Annotated in this window: 15 protein-coding genes and 1 tRNA gene; 9 read left to right on the top strand and 7 right to left on the bottom strand. The window is 68.1% G+C overall.

Annotated elements, in window-relative coordinates; translation table 11 throughout:
• Window positions 1-7: 7 nt before the first annotated feature.
• Window positions 8-757: a sterol desaturase family protein gene (locus HF680_RS02910; protein WP_185224007.1), complete on the bottom strand. Its 750-nt coding sequence runs from the start codon at window positions 755-757 to the stop codon at window positions 8-10.
• 74 nt (window positions 758-831) lie between these two features.
• Between HF680_RS02910 and HF680_RS02905 the strand changes: the two genes are divergently transcribed.
• Window positions 832-1317: a sterol desaturase family protein gene (locus HF680_RS02905; protein WP_185224006.1), complete on the top strand. Its 486-nt coding sequence runs from the start codon at window positions 832-834 to the stop codon at window positions 1315-1317.
• Here HF680_RS02905 and fni read toward each other — a convergent pair.
• Window positions 1284-2327 carry a type 2 isopentenyl-diphosphate Delta-isomerase gene (gene fni / locus HF680_RS02900; protein ID WP_185224005.1) on the bottom strand — a complete coding sequence of 348 codons (1044 nt, stop codon included), beginning with the start codon at window positions 2325-2327 and terminating at the stop codon, window positions 1284-1286. The genes HF680_RS02905 and fni overlap by 34 nt on opposite strands.
• 109 nt (window positions 2328-2436) lie before the next feature.
• On the opposite strand from fni, the gene HF680_RS02895 reads away from it, so the two are divergent.
• From HF680_RS02895 to HF680_RS02885, 3 genes are read left to right on the top strand one after another with little or no spacing between them, the layout of a single operon-like run.
• Window positions 2437-3333, top strand: coding sequence for a polyprenyl synthetase family protein (locus tag HF680_RS02895; RefSeq protein ID WP_185224004.1), 897 nt, complete (start codon window positions 2437-2439; stop codon window positions 3331-3333).
• A gap of 13 nt (window positions 3334-3346) precedes the next feature.
• On the top strand, window positions 3347-4240 hold the full coding sequence (locus HF680_RS02890; protein WP_185224003.1) for an ABC transporter ATP-binding protein: 894 nt from the start codon (window positions 3347-3349) through the stop codon (window positions 4238-4240).
• Between the two features lie 50 nt (window positions 4241-4290).
• Window positions 4291-5304 carry an ABC transporter permease gene (locus tag HF680_RS02885; RefSeq protein ID WP_185224002.1) on the top strand — a complete coding sequence of 338 codons (1014 nt, stop codon included), beginning with the start codon at window positions 4291-4293 and terminating at the stop codon, window positions 5302-5304.
• 3 nt (window positions 5305-5307) lie between these two features.
• On the opposite strand, the gene HF680_RS02880 is transcribed toward HF680_RS02885, so the two are convergent.
• Genes HF680_RS02880 through crtY form a run of 3 tightly spaced genes read right to left on the bottom strand, consistent with a single transcriptional unit; the run spans window position 5308 to window position 8884 of the window.
• Window positions 5308-6240 (bottom strand): phytoene/squalene synthase family protein, encoded by a 933-nt coding sequence (locus tag HF680_RS02880; RefSeq protein WP_045811647.1) that lies wholly within the window; start codon window positions 6238-6240, stop codon window positions 5308-5310.
• Window positions 6237-7718, bottom strand: a complete 1482-nt coding sequence (locus HF680_RS02875) for a phytoene desaturase (protein WP_185224001.1) — start codon at window positions 7716-7718, stop codon at window positions 6237-6239. The genes HF680_RS02880 and HF680_RS02875 overlap by 4 nt, the downstream gene beginning before the upstream one ends.
• On the bottom strand, window positions 7718-8884 hold the full coding sequence (gene crtY, locus HF680_RS02870) for a lycopene beta-cyclase CrtY (protein ID WP_185224000.1): 1167 nt from the start codon (window positions 8882-8884) through the stop codon (window positions 7718-7720). Before crtY ends, HF680_RS02875 begins: the two co-directional genes overlap by 1 nt.
• Before the next feature lie 80 nt (window positions 8885-8964).
• Between crtY and HF680_RS02865 the strand changes: the two genes are divergently transcribed.
• Window positions 8965-9690 carry a fatty acid desaturase gene (locus HF680_RS02865; protein WP_235968814.1) on the top strand — a complete coding sequence of 242 codons (726 nt, stop codon included), beginning with the start codon at window positions 8965-8967 and terminating at the stop codon, window positions 9688-9690.
• Between the two features lie 66 nt (window positions 9691-9756).
• Here the strand turns inward: HF680_RS02865 and HF680_RS02860 are convergent.
• Window positions 9757-9848: transfer RNA gene (locus HF680_RS02860), tRNA-Ser, on the bottom strand.
• A gap of 137 nt (window positions 9849-9985) precedes the next feature.
• On the opposite strand from HF680_RS02860, the gene HF680_RS02855 reads away from it, so the two are divergent.
• The 4 genes from HF680_RS02855 to HF680_RS02840 are packed head-to-tail and all read left to right on the top strand — an operon-like array spanning window position 9986 to window position 14791.
• The gene (locus HF680_RS02855) at window positions 9986-11470 is read left to right on the top strand and encodes an exopolysaccharide biosynthesis polyprenyl glycosylphosphotransferase (protein ID WP_185223999.1); all 1485 of its coding nucleotides are present in this window, start codon (window positions 9986-9988) and stop codon (window positions 11468-11470) included.
• Between the two features lie 11 nt (window positions 11471-11481).
• Window positions 11482-12927, top strand: coding sequence for a lipopolysaccharide biosynthesis protein (locus HF680_RS02850; RefSeq protein ID WP_185224310.1), 1446 nt, complete (start codon window positions 11482-11484; stop codon window positions 12925-12927).
• Window positions 12924-13856: a glycosyltransferase family 2 protein gene (locus tag HF680_RS02845; protein ID WP_185223998.1), complete on the top strand. Its 933-nt coding sequence runs from the start codon at window positions 12924-12926 to the stop codon at window positions 13854-13856. The genes HF680_RS02850 and HF680_RS02845 overlap by 4 nt, the downstream gene beginning before the upstream one ends.
• Window positions 13853-14791 carry a glycosyltransferase family 2 protein gene (locus tag HF680_RS02840; RefSeq protein WP_235968813.1) on the top strand — a complete coding sequence of 313 codons (939 nt, stop codon included), beginning with the start codon at window positions 13853-13855 and terminating at the stop codon, window positions 14789-14791. The genes HF680_RS02845 and HF680_RS02840 overlap by 4 nt, the downstream gene beginning before the upstream one ends.
• Here the strand turns inward: HF680_RS02840 and HF680_RS02835 are convergent, their stop codons facing one another.
• Window positions 14792-15295: a DUF1543 domain-containing protein gene (locus tag HF680_RS02835; protein ID WP_185223997.1), complete on the bottom strand. Its 504-nt coding sequence runs from the start codon at window positions 15293-15295 to the stop codon at window positions 14792-14794.
• Between the last annotated feature and the right edge of the window lie 6 nt (window positions 15296-15301).

The following is a 15301-nucleotide window of genomic DNA, read 5'->3' as shown; positions in this document are numbered from 1 at the left end:
TTCTAGTCTAAAGCGGTCGAGTCTCCTCGTTTTTTCGCCGAGCGGAAGAAATCTCGCTGCCTGCCCATCGGTCCCACATCTGGAAATACAGACCGTAGTTGCCATTGAAGCGCTTGTGGTGCGCGTCGTGGTGGGTGGCGGTGATCATCCAGCGCAGGGGGGCGCGTTTCAGCCAGGACGCGGGCCAGACTTCTCGGCCGGCGTGGTTCAGCACGGCGGTGGCGGTCATCAGGGTCAGCAGCGCCAGCGCCACGCCCCAATGAATGGGGATGAAAAACGTCAGGGCCGGCAGGAACCAGGCCGTGGCGATCGCTTCGGCCGGATCGAAGGCGAAGGAGGCGAAGGCGCTGGGGTCGCGCGACCGATGATGTTCGGCGTGGGCCCAGGGGAAGATGCGTGGGTGATGCAGCCCGCGGTGGACCCAATAGTAGAAGGCGTCGTGGGCCAGCATGTAGACGATGAAGCTGACGGGCAACCACCACAGCGGCCAGGCATGGATATCGTCGTAGATCGCCGTCCCGCCGCGCTTCCAGAGTTCGATGACGAATGCGGCCGGCAGGGCGTAGATCGGGCAGGCGATCAGGGACGCGATGACTTCGGCGCGGATGCGTTTCGCCGCCGGCGGCCTGTGGTTCAGCTGACGCCCCCGTCCCGCCCCGCCCCACAGCAAGCCATGGGTCACGACACCGACCAGCAGATAGCGCACGCCGATAATCAGGCTGAGCGCGAGGGTGGTGACGAACAGGTCCTTCAACATGGGCGCACAGACGGCGAAACGTCGCGCCGGGTCAAGTCGTGACGCGCGGTCCCCAAAGCGCCTATGATAGGGTCATGTCCTGGCCGACGATGATCCTCCTGTTCCTCGCCACCTTCCTGGGGATGGAGATCTTCGCCTGGGCGATGCACCGTTATGTCATGCACGGCCTGCTGTGGACCTGGCACCGCAGCCATCATGAGCCGCACGACGACGTGCTGGAAAAGAACGACTTGTTCGCAGTGGTGTTCGCCGCCCCGGCCATCATCCTCATCGCCTTGGGTCTGCATCTGTGGCCTTGGTTGCTGCCGATCGGCCTGGGTGTCACAGCCTATGGACTGATCTATTTCTTCTTCCACGACGGGCTGGTGCACCGCCGGTTTCCGACGGGGATTGCGGGGCGCTCCGGATTTTGGACGCGGCGCATTCAGGCTCACCGGCTGCATCACGCGGTGCGGACGCGCGAGGGCTGCGTGTCGTTCGGCTTTCTGTGGGTGCGTTCGGCGCGCGCGTTGAAGGCCGAACTGTCTCAGAAACGCGGCGCTTCCAGCAACGGCGCCTGAGCCAGGGCGGCAAGGTCCGCCGACCCGGTGCAGAAACAGGCCAGTCGCAACTGAGCCGCCATCAGATCCAGGTGATCCACAACGGCCTCGGTCGAGGTCAGCGCCGCTTCGAGCACGCCCGCCGCCTGGCCGACCAGACAGGCGCCCAGCCGGATCGCACGCGCCGCATCCAGCCCGTCGCGGATGCCGCCCGACCCGATCAGATCCAGTTCTGGCGCGGCATGGGCGCAGTCTGCCAGGCTGCGGGCCGTCGGTACGCCCCAACCGGCAAAGGGCGCGGCCAGCGCTTCCGCCCGACCGCCCGTCGCTCGTGCGCCCTCAATCAAACCCCAGTTGGTGCCGCCCGCCCCGGCCACGTCCAGCGCCGCGACCCCCATGTCCACCAGGCGACGCGCCACCGCGCCCGACAGGCCGGCGCCCGTCTCCTTGACGATCAGACGGCCCGGGAAGGCCGCCGCAACCTGCTCGATGCCTCGCGCGACGCCGCGCCAATCGCGATCGCCCTCGGGCTGAACGCCCTCCTGCAATGGGTTTAGATGCAGGATCAGGGCGTCGGCGCCGATCATCTCCATGGCCCGCCGCGCCTCGTCGACGCCATAGCCCAGGGCGAACTGCACGGCGCCCAGATTGGCCAGGATCATCGCATCCGGAGCCCGGCGTCGCAGATCCAGCCCCAGACCCAGACCACCGTCCGTCTCCAGCGCCACACGCTGCGAGCCGACCGCCAGCACCACGCCCAAAGCCTGGGCGGCCTCGGCCAGACGCGCATTGATCGCCTCGGCCCGCGAGGGCCCGCCGGTCATCGAACTAATCAGGAACGGCAAGGCGACCCGTCCCCCCAGAAAGCGCGTGGTCAGATCGATGGCGTCGTGATCGATATCCGGCAGGGCGTCGTGCACGAAACGGACGGCGTCCAGACCCGATGTCGCCTGGCTGACGCCGCGCCCGGCGCGCACGTGGTCAATGTGTTCGTCCTTGCGCCGGATCAAGGCATCGGCGTCGGTGGACATCGCAAACGGCTCCTGGCGGGTTGCATCCGACGCGGTCGTGATGCCGTATGGCATCATAAGGGTTCGGCGCGTGGTCGCAACGCGACGTCGGCGACAATGGGAGATCTGTATGGCCATCGTCGGCATCCGGCGCCAACCGCCTCTGGCGGGCGCATCCTGCGACCCCGACGATCTGCGTCTGCAGGTTCAGGCGCGCCTGACCGAGGTCGCCCCGGCGCACGGCGGCCTGCTGTCCACGGCGGCCCGCGAAGCCTTGCTGGGACAGGGAAAACGCGTCCGGCCGGTGCTGGCCATGCTGGCGGCGGCGCATGTCGGCGGAGAGCCGGAAGACGCCCTCGACTATGCCTGCGCCCTGGAAATGGTCCATGCCGCGTCGCTGGTTCTGGACGATCTGCCGTGCATGGACGACGCCTCGCTGCGTCGGGGCCAGCCGAGCCTTCATCGTCGCCATGGCGAGGACACGGCGGTTCTGGCGGCCGTGGCCCTGTTGAATCAGGCGACGCGTCTGGTGCTGCAGACCCCGGCGCCGGCGGAAACACGGCTGGCCGTCCTGGACCTTTTGACGCAGGCGATCGGCTTCGATGGTCTGTCCGAGGGTCAGATGCGCGACCTGCGCGACGACGCGAGGGATCGCGACGAAACCGCCTTGCGCCAGATCAACGATCTGAAAACCGGCGCCCTGTTCGTCGCCACCGTGTGCGGCGGCGGCCTGCTCGGCGGGGGCGATGCACAGGATCTGGCGCGGCTGTCGATTTTCGGCGAGGCGATCGGCTTCGCCTTCCAGCTCTGCGACGATCTGCTGGATGTCTGTTCGACCGTCGATGCGGTCGGCAAGGACGTGGGCCAGGACGACGACACCATCACCTTCGTCGATCTGTGGGGTGAATGCCGGACCCGCGCGGCGGTGCGGCAATCCTTGGCCAAGGCGGTCGAGGCGGTCGGCCATGACAGCCCCCTGGCCCTGTACGTCCTGGACCTTTTCCAGCAGGCCGAACTTGGGGTCTGACGGCGCTCCGGCCTTGTCGCTGAGCGGGATCGATGCGGGCTATGACGGCCGATCCGTGCTGAGCGACTTCAGCCTGACTATCGCTGCGGGCGAGGTCTATGCGCTGCTGGGGGCGAATGGTGCGGGCAAGTCCACGGTGGCGCGTGTCGCCTCGGGTCTGCTGCCCGCCCGGCGCGGGCGTGTCGTCCTGGGCGAAGGCGGCGGACCACGCGGGCGCATCGGGCTGGCGCCGCAGGACAGCGCCCTGTTCCCGGCCCTGTCGCCGCGCGAGAACGTCGATGTGACGGCGCGGCTCTGCGGGGTGCCCAAGCGTGATCGCGGCGCGGCGGTGAACCGCGCGCTCGACCTGACCGGCTGCGGCCCGCGCGCGGACCAGCCGGTGCGCACCCTGTCCGGCGGCTGGAAACGGCGCGCCAACCTCAGCGCCGCCCTGGTCGGGCGCCCGCAGCTGCTGATTGCCGACGAACCGACGGAAGGGGTGGATGCGGCGACCCGCGGCGTCCTGTCCGTCGCCCTGCGCGAAACCGCAAAGGCCGGCGCCGGCTGCCTTCTGATCAGCCATGACGCCATCTTCGTCGCCGATACGGCCGACCGAATCGGCATCCTGGCGCAGGGACGACTGCTGGCGGAAGGCGCGCCGAACGCCCTGCTCCATCGCGCCTTCGGATCCGCCCGGCTGCTCAGCATTCGCCTGACCCGACCGGCGTCGGACCCCGCCGCCCAATGGTTCGCCCAGGCGGGGCTGACCGCGTCCGAGGACGGGCTGGAGTGGCGTCGGCACTGCGAGGACGCGTTGGCCATCGCCCAGATGCTTGCCGCCGTGGTCGATGGCGAGGATGGCGAGGTCGCCGTGCGTCGCCCCGGCCTGGACGATCTGGTCGCACAGCTGTCGCAGGCTCCGTCATGATGGCGGTGGCGGGCGCCTGGGCGAGAGGGTTTTGGCGCGACCGCGCAGGCGTGATCCTGACCCTGCTGTTGCCGCCCCTGGTCTATCTGTTGTTCGCGGCGATCTTCGGCGCGGGCGCACGGGGCGATATCGACACCACCGTCGTCCTGCATGACGCGTCGCGCACGCCCGCGACGGCGGCGATCCGCGAGGCGGTGTCGAAGGACGTGGGCGCGCGTCTTCGCATCGTCGAAGATCGCGAGGCCTTCGACCGCGCCGTCATCGACGGTCGCGCCGACGCGGGCATACTGATCCAGCCATCGACGCAGGGACCGCCAAAACTGGTGATCGTTTCCGCCGCCGGCCGGGACGTGGCGGCGTCGGCGCTTCAGGCGCGGCTGGAGCCGATGGCCGCCGCCCTGTCGGGTCAGGTCGCACGGCCCGCACCGCGCGTTCAGACCCTGCAGATCGGTCCCCAGGGTGATGTGCAGGCGACCTATTATGCCGGCGCGGTCAGTGTCATGTTCGTCTTTTTCGCCGCCATGCACGGGGCCATGGGCGGGCTGGACGAGCGGCGATCCGGCCTCCAATCACGTCTGGCCCTGGCCCGCGGCGGCTTGGCGCCCATCCTTGGCGGGCGGGCCGCCTGGCTGACGGCGGTGGGCGTGATGCAGTCGGCGGCGGTCTTCGTCGCCGCCTGGGTCAAGCTGCCGGATATCGAGCCCTGGCAGATGGCGGCGACTGCGATCACCGCCTTGGCGGTCGGTTTCTGCGCCGCCGGCCTGGCCCTGGCTCTGACAGCAACGTGTCGATCGCGTGAGCAGGCCCAGCCGCTGACGACCTTCGTGGTCCTGTTGCTGGCCGCGCTGGGCGGATCGATGGCGCCGCGCTTTTTGATGCCCGAGGCCTTCCGCGACCTCGGCTGGATCACGCCCCACGCCTGGGCCATCGAGGCCTATCAGGCCGTGATCTGGCGCGGCGAGTTCACCTCGACCGTCATCGCCGCCTGGGCGGTCATGGCCGGCCTGGGCGCGGGCGGCCTTGCGGTCGCCCTGATGTTGGAGCGGCGGCGCGCGGCTCGCTGATCGTCAGACGTGCGTCCACAACGCCGGGCGCGGCGGCGGCTCGCGCCAGGCGTCCAGCGTCTTGCACCACAGGGCGATCAGACCACCCCGCCCCAGCAGCATCAGCTTGCCCGCCTTGTCGACCGACGTCCGTCCGTCCCAGGCGGTCACGCCGGCGCGAGACACATGGCGGCCGATCGACCGATAGACGCCGCGCGCCGTCGCGATGGCCCAGGCCGAGCGCGGGTTCAGATCGCGCAACCCCCACCGCGCCGAGGCGTAGAAGGGCTCGGCCGCCGCCACCAGACGCTGCGCCGTCTTGGCCACGGCGGCGCGGTGCTGGGGCTGATCGACCTGATCGCGCGGCACGCCCGCCTCATCCAGCCAGGCGCCGGGCAGATAGACGCGGCCGCCCTTCGCATCCTCGACCACGTCGCGAGCAATGTTCGTCAGCTGGAACGCCAGACCCAGGTCCTGGGCGCGTCGCAGGGTCGGCGCATCGTCCACGCCCATGATCCGCGCCATCATCACCCCGACGACGCCCGCGACATGATAGGCATAGTCCAGCGTGTCCTCCAGCGTGTCGTAACGCCGGCCGACCACGTCCATCTCGAACCCCTGCAACAGGTCCATCGCCTCGTCGGCTGGAATGCCGTGACGCATGGCGACGCGCTGGAAGGCGGTAAAGACCGGGTCCGTCTGCGGCTCGCCGGCCAGGGCGGCGGCGGTGCGAAGGCGCAGTTCGTCCAGCTTCTCTCCGGCCAGCACCGGATCGATGCCGACCGCGCCGTGGCCCAGCACCTGGCCGTCGATCTCGTCGTCACAGTGCCGGCACCAGGAATACAGCATCCAGGCGTCGTCCCGGATCGCCGCAGGGAACAGGCGCGCGGCGGCGGCGAAGCTCTTGGACCCCTGCTCCATCGACTGGCGGCTGTGATCCAGGACGGCGTCGGTCATGCCGGCTGCCTCGCATCCTCGATCATCAGGGCGGCGGTGGCCTTGGCCGATCCGACCACGCCCGGCACGCCCGCGCCGGGATGGGTGCCGGCGCCCACAAAATACAGATTGGGAATCTGGTCGTCGCGGTTATGCACCCGGAACCAGGCGCTCTGGGTCAGGATCGGCTCCAGCGAGAAGGCCGAACCCTGGTGGGCGTTCAGTTGGTCGCGGAAATCGACCGGCGTGAAGATGCGGCAAGTATCCAGGTCCGCCGTCAGGCCAGGGATGTAGCGTTCTTCCAGATAGGCCAGGATTCGGTCGCGGTAGCGCGGCCCCTCGACCTCCCAGTCGATGTCGGCCGAGGCCAGGTGCGGCACGGGCGCCAGCACATAGAAGGCGTCGCAGCCTTCCGGGGCCAATGACGGATCTGTCCGCGTCGGCGCATGCAGATACAGCGAGAAATCGTCGGGCAGATCCGGCCCCTTGAAGATTTCGGCGATCAGCTCGCGATACCGCGGCCCGAACAGCACCGTGTGGTGGCGCACCTCCGGATGGACGCGCTTGAGGCCGAAATAGATGACGAACAGCGACATGGAGTGACGCCGCGACGCCAGCTTGGCGCCTTCCTTCTGACCGCGCGGTTCCTGACCCAGCAGGCGCTGATAGGTGTGAACCACGTCGGCGTTGGACGCGACCATGTCGAAGGCCAGCGTCTCGCCATTTACGACCACGCCGGTCGCGCGACCGTTCCCCATGGTGATGCGCTCGACCGGACTGTTCAGCCTCACCTCACCGCCCAAATCCTTGAGCAGCCGCACCATGGCCTGGATCAGCGCCCCGGTGCCGCCACGCGGGAACCACACGCCCCACCGCCGCTCCAGCGCATGAATCAGCGCATAGATCGAAGAGGTCGCGAACGGATTGCCGCCGACTAGCAGGGAGTGGAAGCTGAACGCCTGACGCAGGTGCTCGTCCTGAATATAGCTGGCGACCTTGCCATAGACCGACCGCCAGGCCTGCAGCCGCATCAGCTCCGGCGCCGCCTTGACCATGCTGGCGAAGTCCAGGAACGGCACGGCCCCCAGCTTCAGATAGCCTTCCTTCAGAAGGTCCTGCGAATAGGCCAGGAACTTGCGATAACCGTCCTTGTCGGCCGGATTGCGCGCCACGATCTGGCGGTCCAGCTCGTCCTGATCGTTGACGTAGTCGAAGACGTCGCCGTCTTCCCAGCACAGCCGATAGAAGGGCGCGACCGGCAGCAGTTCAACATAGTCCGACAGCTTGCGCCCGCTGGCCTCGAACAGTTCCTCCAGCGCCGACGGGTCGGTGATGACGGTGGGACCGGCGTCGAAGGTGTAGCCCTTGTCCTTGAACACATAGGCCCGGCCGCCCTCCAGATCGCGGGCCTCGAACACCGTGGTCTGAATGCCCGCCGACTGCAGCCGTATGGCCAGTGACAAGCCTCCGAAGCCCGATCCGATTACTGCAGCCCGCATCACGCACGTCCTCTTTCGACCAGACAGGTCAGTGCGGCGCCGATCGGCACCGGGGGTTTTCCGCTCAGGATCCGCGCCTTGTCGGCAAGGGTGGATCCCGCGGCATAGAAGCGTTCGATCAAAGGCTGGGGCAGACGATAGAACCGCTCCAGCACCTTGTATCGCTCATCGGGCCGCGCCGCACGGAATAGCATCCGGTTCAGCAACCGATAGAAGCTTCGTCCGGCCCATACGTCATGCGCATGGCGGCGGATGTCTTCGGCGACCGTCGCCGGCTCGAAATCCTGCGCCAGCCGGTCGGCCAGGCGCACGGCGTCCGGCAGGGAATAGCCGGTGGTCGGGTGAAACAGCCCGGCGCGCAAGCCGCTGAGCGCCGTCCGCCCCATCCGCGACAAATGCGCGCCGATGTCCCCGTCGAGCGCCACGGGCAGGACGCCGTCCTCCTCGCGCAATATCGTCTCGATCTCCCAGCCCTGCGCGCGGACGTAATCCAGCACGCCTTGCCGGAACGCCGCGCGATCCAGTGCATCGCCATCGGTATAGCGCGTATCCTCGATCAGCAGCGTGCGATCATCGAACGGCAGGGTGTAGAGAAACCGGTAGCCCCCGGCCTGATCGACACAGGCGTCCATGACGATGGGCGTGGTCAGACCGTGCGGCGCCGCCAGCCGCACCTCCAGCCCGACGAACTTCTGGAAACCCAGCGCCAGATCCGGCGTAGCGGTCGGCCCGCGCCCATCGATCACCGCCTTGGCGCTCAGGCGCCGTCCATCAGCCAGCACCGCTTCGGTCGGCGACACCGAAGTTACTGGCGCGGCCAGCATGATTTTTCCGGGCATGGCCGCCTCGACCACCGCCGCGAACCGTTCGGCCGTGACACTGCAATAGGGCGTCGACAGCGCGCGTTCGAACTGGGGAAAACGGACGCTGTATCCCGGCCAGCGATGCACCACCAAGGGCGCGATCCAGTCACGCTGATCCTGCGTCAGGTCGCTGTCGAAGAAGGACCAGGTGTGGACCCCGCCCAGGGTCTGCGCCGCCTCGACGATTCGCATATCCAGATCAGGACGGACCTGTGACAGCCGTAGCGCCAGCAGGCCATTGGCCAGGCCGCCGCCGACCAGCAGAAGGTCCGGCGCGGAAGTGTCAAAGGCGTCGACCTGCATTCCAGACAGGTGGCACGCGCGGACGCATGCGGCAAGCGAACAGGATGCTTACCGGGCCGCGATGCGCTAAGTGTCGCGCCATGTCCGCCGTCACGCCAATGTCACGGGTCGTCCCAAACCAAGCCCTGATCGGCCTGACGCTGGCTGGTCTGATCGCGGCGGCCTGGCTGAGCCTGCACATCTACGGCGTCTATTTTCATCGCTGGACGATCTGGAGCGTCGTGACCGTTCCACTGATCGTCGCCGTCCAGACTTGGCTGTCCGTCGGCCTGTTCATCGTCGCCCACGACGCCATGCACGGCTCGCTGGCCCCGGGCCGCCCACGGCTGAACACGGCGATCGGCAGCCTGGCGCTGGCCCTCTACGCCGGTTTTCGGTTCGCGCCCTTAAAGACGGCCCACCACGCCCATCACGCGGCGCCCGGCACGGCGGACGATCCTGACTTTCACGCCGACGCCCCCCGCGCCTTCCTGCCCTGGTTCTACAACTTCTTCCGCACCTATTTCGGCTGGCGAGAACTGGCCGTTCTGACGGTGCTTGTGGCCGTCGCCGTGCTGGTCCTGGGCGCCGGCATGCCCAACCTTCTGGTCTTCTGGGCCGCGCCCGCCCTGCTCTCGGCGCTTCAGTTGTTCACCTTCGGCACCTGGCTGCCCCACAGGCACACCGACGAAGCCTTCCCCGACCATCACAACGCCCGCACCAGCCCCTTCGGCCCGGTCCTCTCGTTGCTAACCTGCTTCCACTTCGGCCGCCACCACGAACACCACCTGACCCCCTGGAAGCCCTGGTGGCGTCTATTCAGCTAGGCGTCCAAAGCCAACTGACCCGTTGCGCGTCGTGTGGCTGCTGTCGGTCCATATTTCTGAGAGGAATGGCGGAGACGGAGGGATTCGAACCCTCGGTACCCCTTACGGGGTACGACGATTTAGCAAACCGTTGCCTTCAGCCACTCGGCCACGTCTCCTGCGAGGGCGTCGATAGCGGAGGCTGATGCGTCGCGCAATCCGGTTCGAGAGAAAGCGTCCACGTTAACGCGACATAGAGGCCAAAGCGGCAGTATCGCGGCCATCATTCGCCCCCGGATCGCTGCTGGATCGCCTGTTGCTCGACCGTCCCGCCAATCTCTCCGCCGACACGCCGCTGAAGAGCCGGCCGTCGCGCGGGCCGTTCCGCCCGGAGATCTGGCTGAATGCGCGCGAGCGATCGTCCGTGCGGCTGTCGGCGCACTATTTTCGGCTGATCGACGTGCTGATGGTCTGCGGATTGGCGTTAAACGCGGTTCTGGCGATCCAGCCGACGGGCTTGGCCTCGATCACGGTCGGCGACGCCGTGCCCGTGGTCGTCGGCGCCGTTTTGGTGCTCGTGCTGGTGCGCGCACTTCAGCTTTATCGATTCGGACGCGACACGCCCTGGCCTCTGCACATGACGGGCGTTGTAGGCGTGGGCGTCGTCTCGGCCGGTATTGCGCTCGTGCTGGGTTGGGCGCTGGACCGCCCGGCGCTGGACGTCATTGCGCCCTGGGCGCTGACGACGACGGCCGCCCTGGCGCTGTTGCACGGCCTGTGGCTGGTCGTCATCGCACGGTGGCGTCGGTTGGGCGTGTTGTCGCCCAACATCGTGATCGTCGGCGCGACCCGACACGCGCGACGTCTGATCGAACAGGCGCTGGAGCGGCGTGACATGAATGTGCTGGGCGTGTTCGACGACCGGCTGGCCCGATCGCCCGACAGCGTCGCCGGCGTGCCGGTGCTTGGGACCGCCAAAGCCCTGCTGACCCACCGGCTGACGCCCTATATCGACCGCATCGTCTTGGCTATCGATCCGGAAGCGGGCCAGCGCGTGCGCGACCTGACGCAGACCTTGAACGCCCTGCCCAATCCGCTGACGGTCATGGTCGATTCGGAGTTGGGACGCGACGGGGTGCTGAACAGGCTGGCCAATGCGCCTCTGGCGTCCCTGGACGGTCCCGTCGATCCCGACCGGCGAGCTTTCAACAAGCGGATCCAGGATCTGGTGATCGGCGCCGTCGCCTTGGTGGTTGCTGCACCCATCATGGCCTTGGTCGCCCTGGCGGTGAAGCTGGACAGCCCGGGCCCCGTCTTCTTCCGCCAGCGCCGTCACGGTTTCAATCACGAGACCATTGTCGTGTGGAAGTTCCGCTCCATGCGTCACGCCGCCGCCGATGCGACCGCCAGCCGCCAGGTCTGCGCCGACGACGACCGCGTGACCCGTGTCGGTCGCTTCATCCGCGCCACCAGCCTGGATGAACTACCTCAAATCTTCAACGTCCTGTCGGGCGAGATGTCACTGGTCGGCCCCCGCCCGCACGCCATCGGCATGAAGACCGGCGAGACCGAATCCGCCCTGCTGGTGGCCGAATACGCCCATCGCCACCGCATCAAGCCCGGCATGACCGGCTGGGCCGCCATCAAGGGCTCGCGCGGACCGGTGGACACCGAGGCCCAGGTGCGCGAGCGCGTCCAGCTGGACATCGAGTATATCGAGCGCCAGTCCTTCTGGCTGGACCTGTGGGTCATCGCCGTCACCATCCCCGTCCTGCTGGGCGACCGGGCGGCCGTGCGTTGAGCGAGAAGCGCATGTTCTGGCGCGGCGTCTGGGGCTATCTGCCGGCCCAGATCGTCCAGGGGGTCGTCGGTTTCCTGACCATCTTCGTCTTCACGCGCCTGCTCAGCGCCGACGATTTCGGCCATTACGCCCTGGCCTTTTCGGTGACGACCCTGGCCCACACCGTCACCTTCACCTGGCTGGAGGCGTCAATGGCGCGCTTCTGGGCGGCCGAGCGCACGCCCGAGGGAATGGCGACCCATTTCGCCAGTCTGTACCGCACGTCCTTCACCATCATCGCCGTCTTCACCCCGATCGCCGCCCTGATCGTCTGGCTGGCGCCGCTGACGCCGGCGTTCAAGATCGCTGTCGCCTTCGGCCTGGCCGGCGCGCCGGTGCGTAACCTCGCCAAGCTGGCGCAGGAGCGGTATCGCGCGGCGGGCGAGGTGTCGAAATCCGCCGCCGTGGACATCGGGGTCGCCGTATTGGGGTTCCTGGTCGGGGCCGGGTTCGCCCTGGCCGGCGCCGGCGCCGCCTCGCCCTTGCTGGGCCTGGCCATCGCACCCCTGTTCGCCCTGCCCTTCATCCTGCCGGGCGAGTTGCGTCAGTCGACGGGCGGAACCGTGGATCGCACGCGGCTGAAGGCCTATGCCCTCTATGGCTATCCCATTGCGGCGTCGCTGACCTTGGCCTTGGTGCTGGCCTCGACGGACCGGTTTCTGCTGGCAGCCTTCATGGATGCGGCGGCGGTCGGCGCCTATCACGCCAGCTACAGCCTGGCGAACCGGACGCTGGACGTCATCTTCATCTGGCTGGGGGCGGCCGGGGCGCCGGCCATGGTCATGGCGCTGGAGCGCGGTGGACGCGAGGCGCTGCGTCAGACCGCCATCGAACAGGGTTCGACCCTGATCCTGATCGGCCTGCCTGCCGCCGTGGGCCTGTCGCTGGTCGCGCGACCGCTGGCGGAGTTGATGATCGGCCAGGATCTGCGCGCCGCCGCTGCGCTGGTGACGCCGTGGATCGCGGCCTCGTCCTTCCTGTCAGGCATGATCGCCTATTACTTCGGCTTCGGCTTCACCTTGGGCAAGAAGACCGGCCTGCTGCTGGTGACGATGGCGATTCCTGCGCTTTGCAACGTCATGCTGAACTTGGTGCTGATCCCCCGCATGGGCGTAACCGGCGCGGCCGTTTCGACCGCCGCCAGCTTCGCCATCGGCCTGATCGCCTGCATCCTGCTCAGCCGCCGCGCCATCGCCCTGCCGATGCCGTGGGACGCGCTGATCCGTTGCGGGATCGCCTCCGCCGTCATGGCCGGAGTCGTCGGGTTGCTGCCGCCGCTTGGCGGCTTCTTGGAGCTGATGATGGACGCGAGCGTGGGCGGCTTCGTCTATGCCATCGTGGCCCTGACGCTGAACGCCGCCGGGGTGCGTGATGTGCTGCTGCGCCTGATCCGCGCGCGCCGGAGCGTGCCGGCATGAGCGCCCATATTCACGACAACGCCGCCTGGTCTCAGGCGACGCCGACGATCTCGGTCCTGATCCCCTTCCTGCGCGACGATCCGCAAGAACTGCTGCGTCAGCTGGACAGCGAGGCCACGGCCCTGTCCGGCGCGGTCGAGCTGATCCTGCTGGACGACGGCACCGCCGACGCTGATCTGACGACTCGGCTTCAGGCGACCATCGACGCCCTGCGACTGCCCGTCCGGCTGATCACCCTGGCCGCCAACGAGGGTCGCGCGAAGGGCCGCAACCGGCTGACCACCGCCGCGCGCGGCGAGGCCTATCTGTTCCTCGACAGCGACATGCGGCCCGACACGCCGGCCTTCCTGCAAGACTGGCTGCGACTGGTCACCGACAGCGCGCCCGCCGTCGCGTTCGGCGGTTTCTCGCTGGACCATGCGCCGACCGATGCCCGGTTCACCGTCCACCGCGCCCTGTCCGGCGCCTCGGAATGCCTGCCGGCGTCCCAGCGCGCCCTGACGCCCGAAAAATACGTCTACACCTCCAATCTGCTGGTGCGCCGCGACGTGTTCGCCGCCGAATCCTTCGATCCCGGTTTCAGCGGTTGGGGCTGGGAGGACGTGGAGTGGGCCATGCGCGTCTCGCGCCGCTTTCCCGTCGTCCACATCGACAATCCCGCCACCCATATGGGCCTGGACACGGTCGAGGATCTGGCGCGCAAGTTCGATCAGGGCGCCGACAACTTCGCCCGCGTCGTCGCTCTGCATCCCGCCATCGTCCAGACCTATCCCAGCTACAAGGCCGCGCGCGCCCTGAAACGCCTGCCCGCCCTGCCGCTGGCGCGCCGCCTGATGAAACAGGCCGCCTTGACGACGGCCCTGCCGGTCAAGGCCCGCGCCTTCGCGCTCAGGCTCTACCGCGCCGCCGTCTATGCGGACGCCGTATGACCATGCGCGATGTCGCCGTCATCATCCCGACCCTGCGCCGCCCCGACAGCCTGGAGCGCGCTCTGCGCTCCGTCTTCGCCCAGACCGGATCTCTGCACCGCGTCGCCGCCATCGTCGTCGCCGACAACGACCCAGACGGATCGGCCGCGCCCCTGATTGAGCGCCTAAGCGCCGAGGCGGCCGTCCCCCTCACCTATGCCCACGTCCCCGTCCCCGGTGTGGCGACGGCGCGCAACGTGGGCCTGTCCGCTACCGACGCGACCCTGATCGCCTTTCTGGACGACGACGAAGCCGCCTCTCCCAGCTGGCTCGCCGCCCTGCTGAGCGCCCAAACCCAGACCGGCGCCGATGTCGTCTTTGGCCCCATTCGCGGGCGGGTGCCGGAAAACACCGGCTGGACCACCGACTATCTCGAGCGGTTCTTTGGTCGCGACGGCCCGCGCGAAACCGGCCTGACCGACGAGATCCACGGCTGCGGCAACAGTCTTATGGTGCGGGCGACCGCCCTGCCCGGCGAGGCCCCGTTTGACGTCGCCATGAACGAGACGGGCGGCGAGGACGACCGGCTGTTCACCGCCCTGTCGGCGCGCGGCGGTCGGTTCGGCTGGGCCGCCGAGGCATGGGTGGACGAGTTCGCACCGCCCCACCGCGCCACTCTGACCTACGCCCTGACCCGCGCCTTCGCCTATGGCCAGAGCCCGACCCAGATGGCCGCCGCCCGCCGCGACTGGCCCGGCGTCGTCAAATGGATGGTGGTCGGACTGGCCCAGACCGGCGTGTGGGGCAGCTTGTCCCTGCTGTCCGCCCTTCTGCGCCGTCCCGACCGCCCCCACACCTACGACCGCTGCGCGCGTGGTCTCGGCAAGGTCTTCTGGACCAAAGGCTTCGAGCCGAAACTCTACGGCGCGGCGATGCTGAAGCGCCCCACGGCCTGATCAGCGGATCGGCATATAGCGGCAGGTGAAGTCCGGATCGCCGCTCATCAGGCTGGGCTTGAGGTGGATGTACAGACGTTCAGCGCCTGCAACATCGTCCAGCGCAAACGCCTGTTCGGCCTCGTACATCTCATCCCGATGCGCGTCCGTCCAATCGTGGGCCAGTTTGATGGCGCGCGCCTTGGCTGCCGGCAGGCTGTCGGCGACGACAAAGACATTGCGGTGCTGCTCGGCGAACCCCACCCCGTCGTAGCCGCCCAGGTTGACGTAGTAGAGCTTCTCCTTGCCCTCATAAGGCTTCGGCGACAGGCTGACCTGATAGCCGTCCGCCTGCGAAATCTCCGACCAGCAATCGATGTGCAGCGTCCCTTCGCGCCCCCACCACTGCGCCAGCAAGGCGTCTTTCGTCGCTTCGATCGTGGGGGCGACGAGGAAGCGCATATCGTGGACCTCGATATTCGCGCCGGGGTGTTCCCCGCCGATGTAGATCGCAAACAGCTTCATTCGTCC

The organism is Brevundimonas huaxiensis, assembly GCF_014218725.1.
GTDB lineage: Bacteria > Pseudomonadota > Alphaproteobacteria > Caulobacterales > Caulobacteraceae > Brevundimonas > Brevundimonas huaxiensis.
Note: the sequence above shows the minus strand (reverse complement) of the source record. Positions and strands in the feature narration are given on the sequence as shown.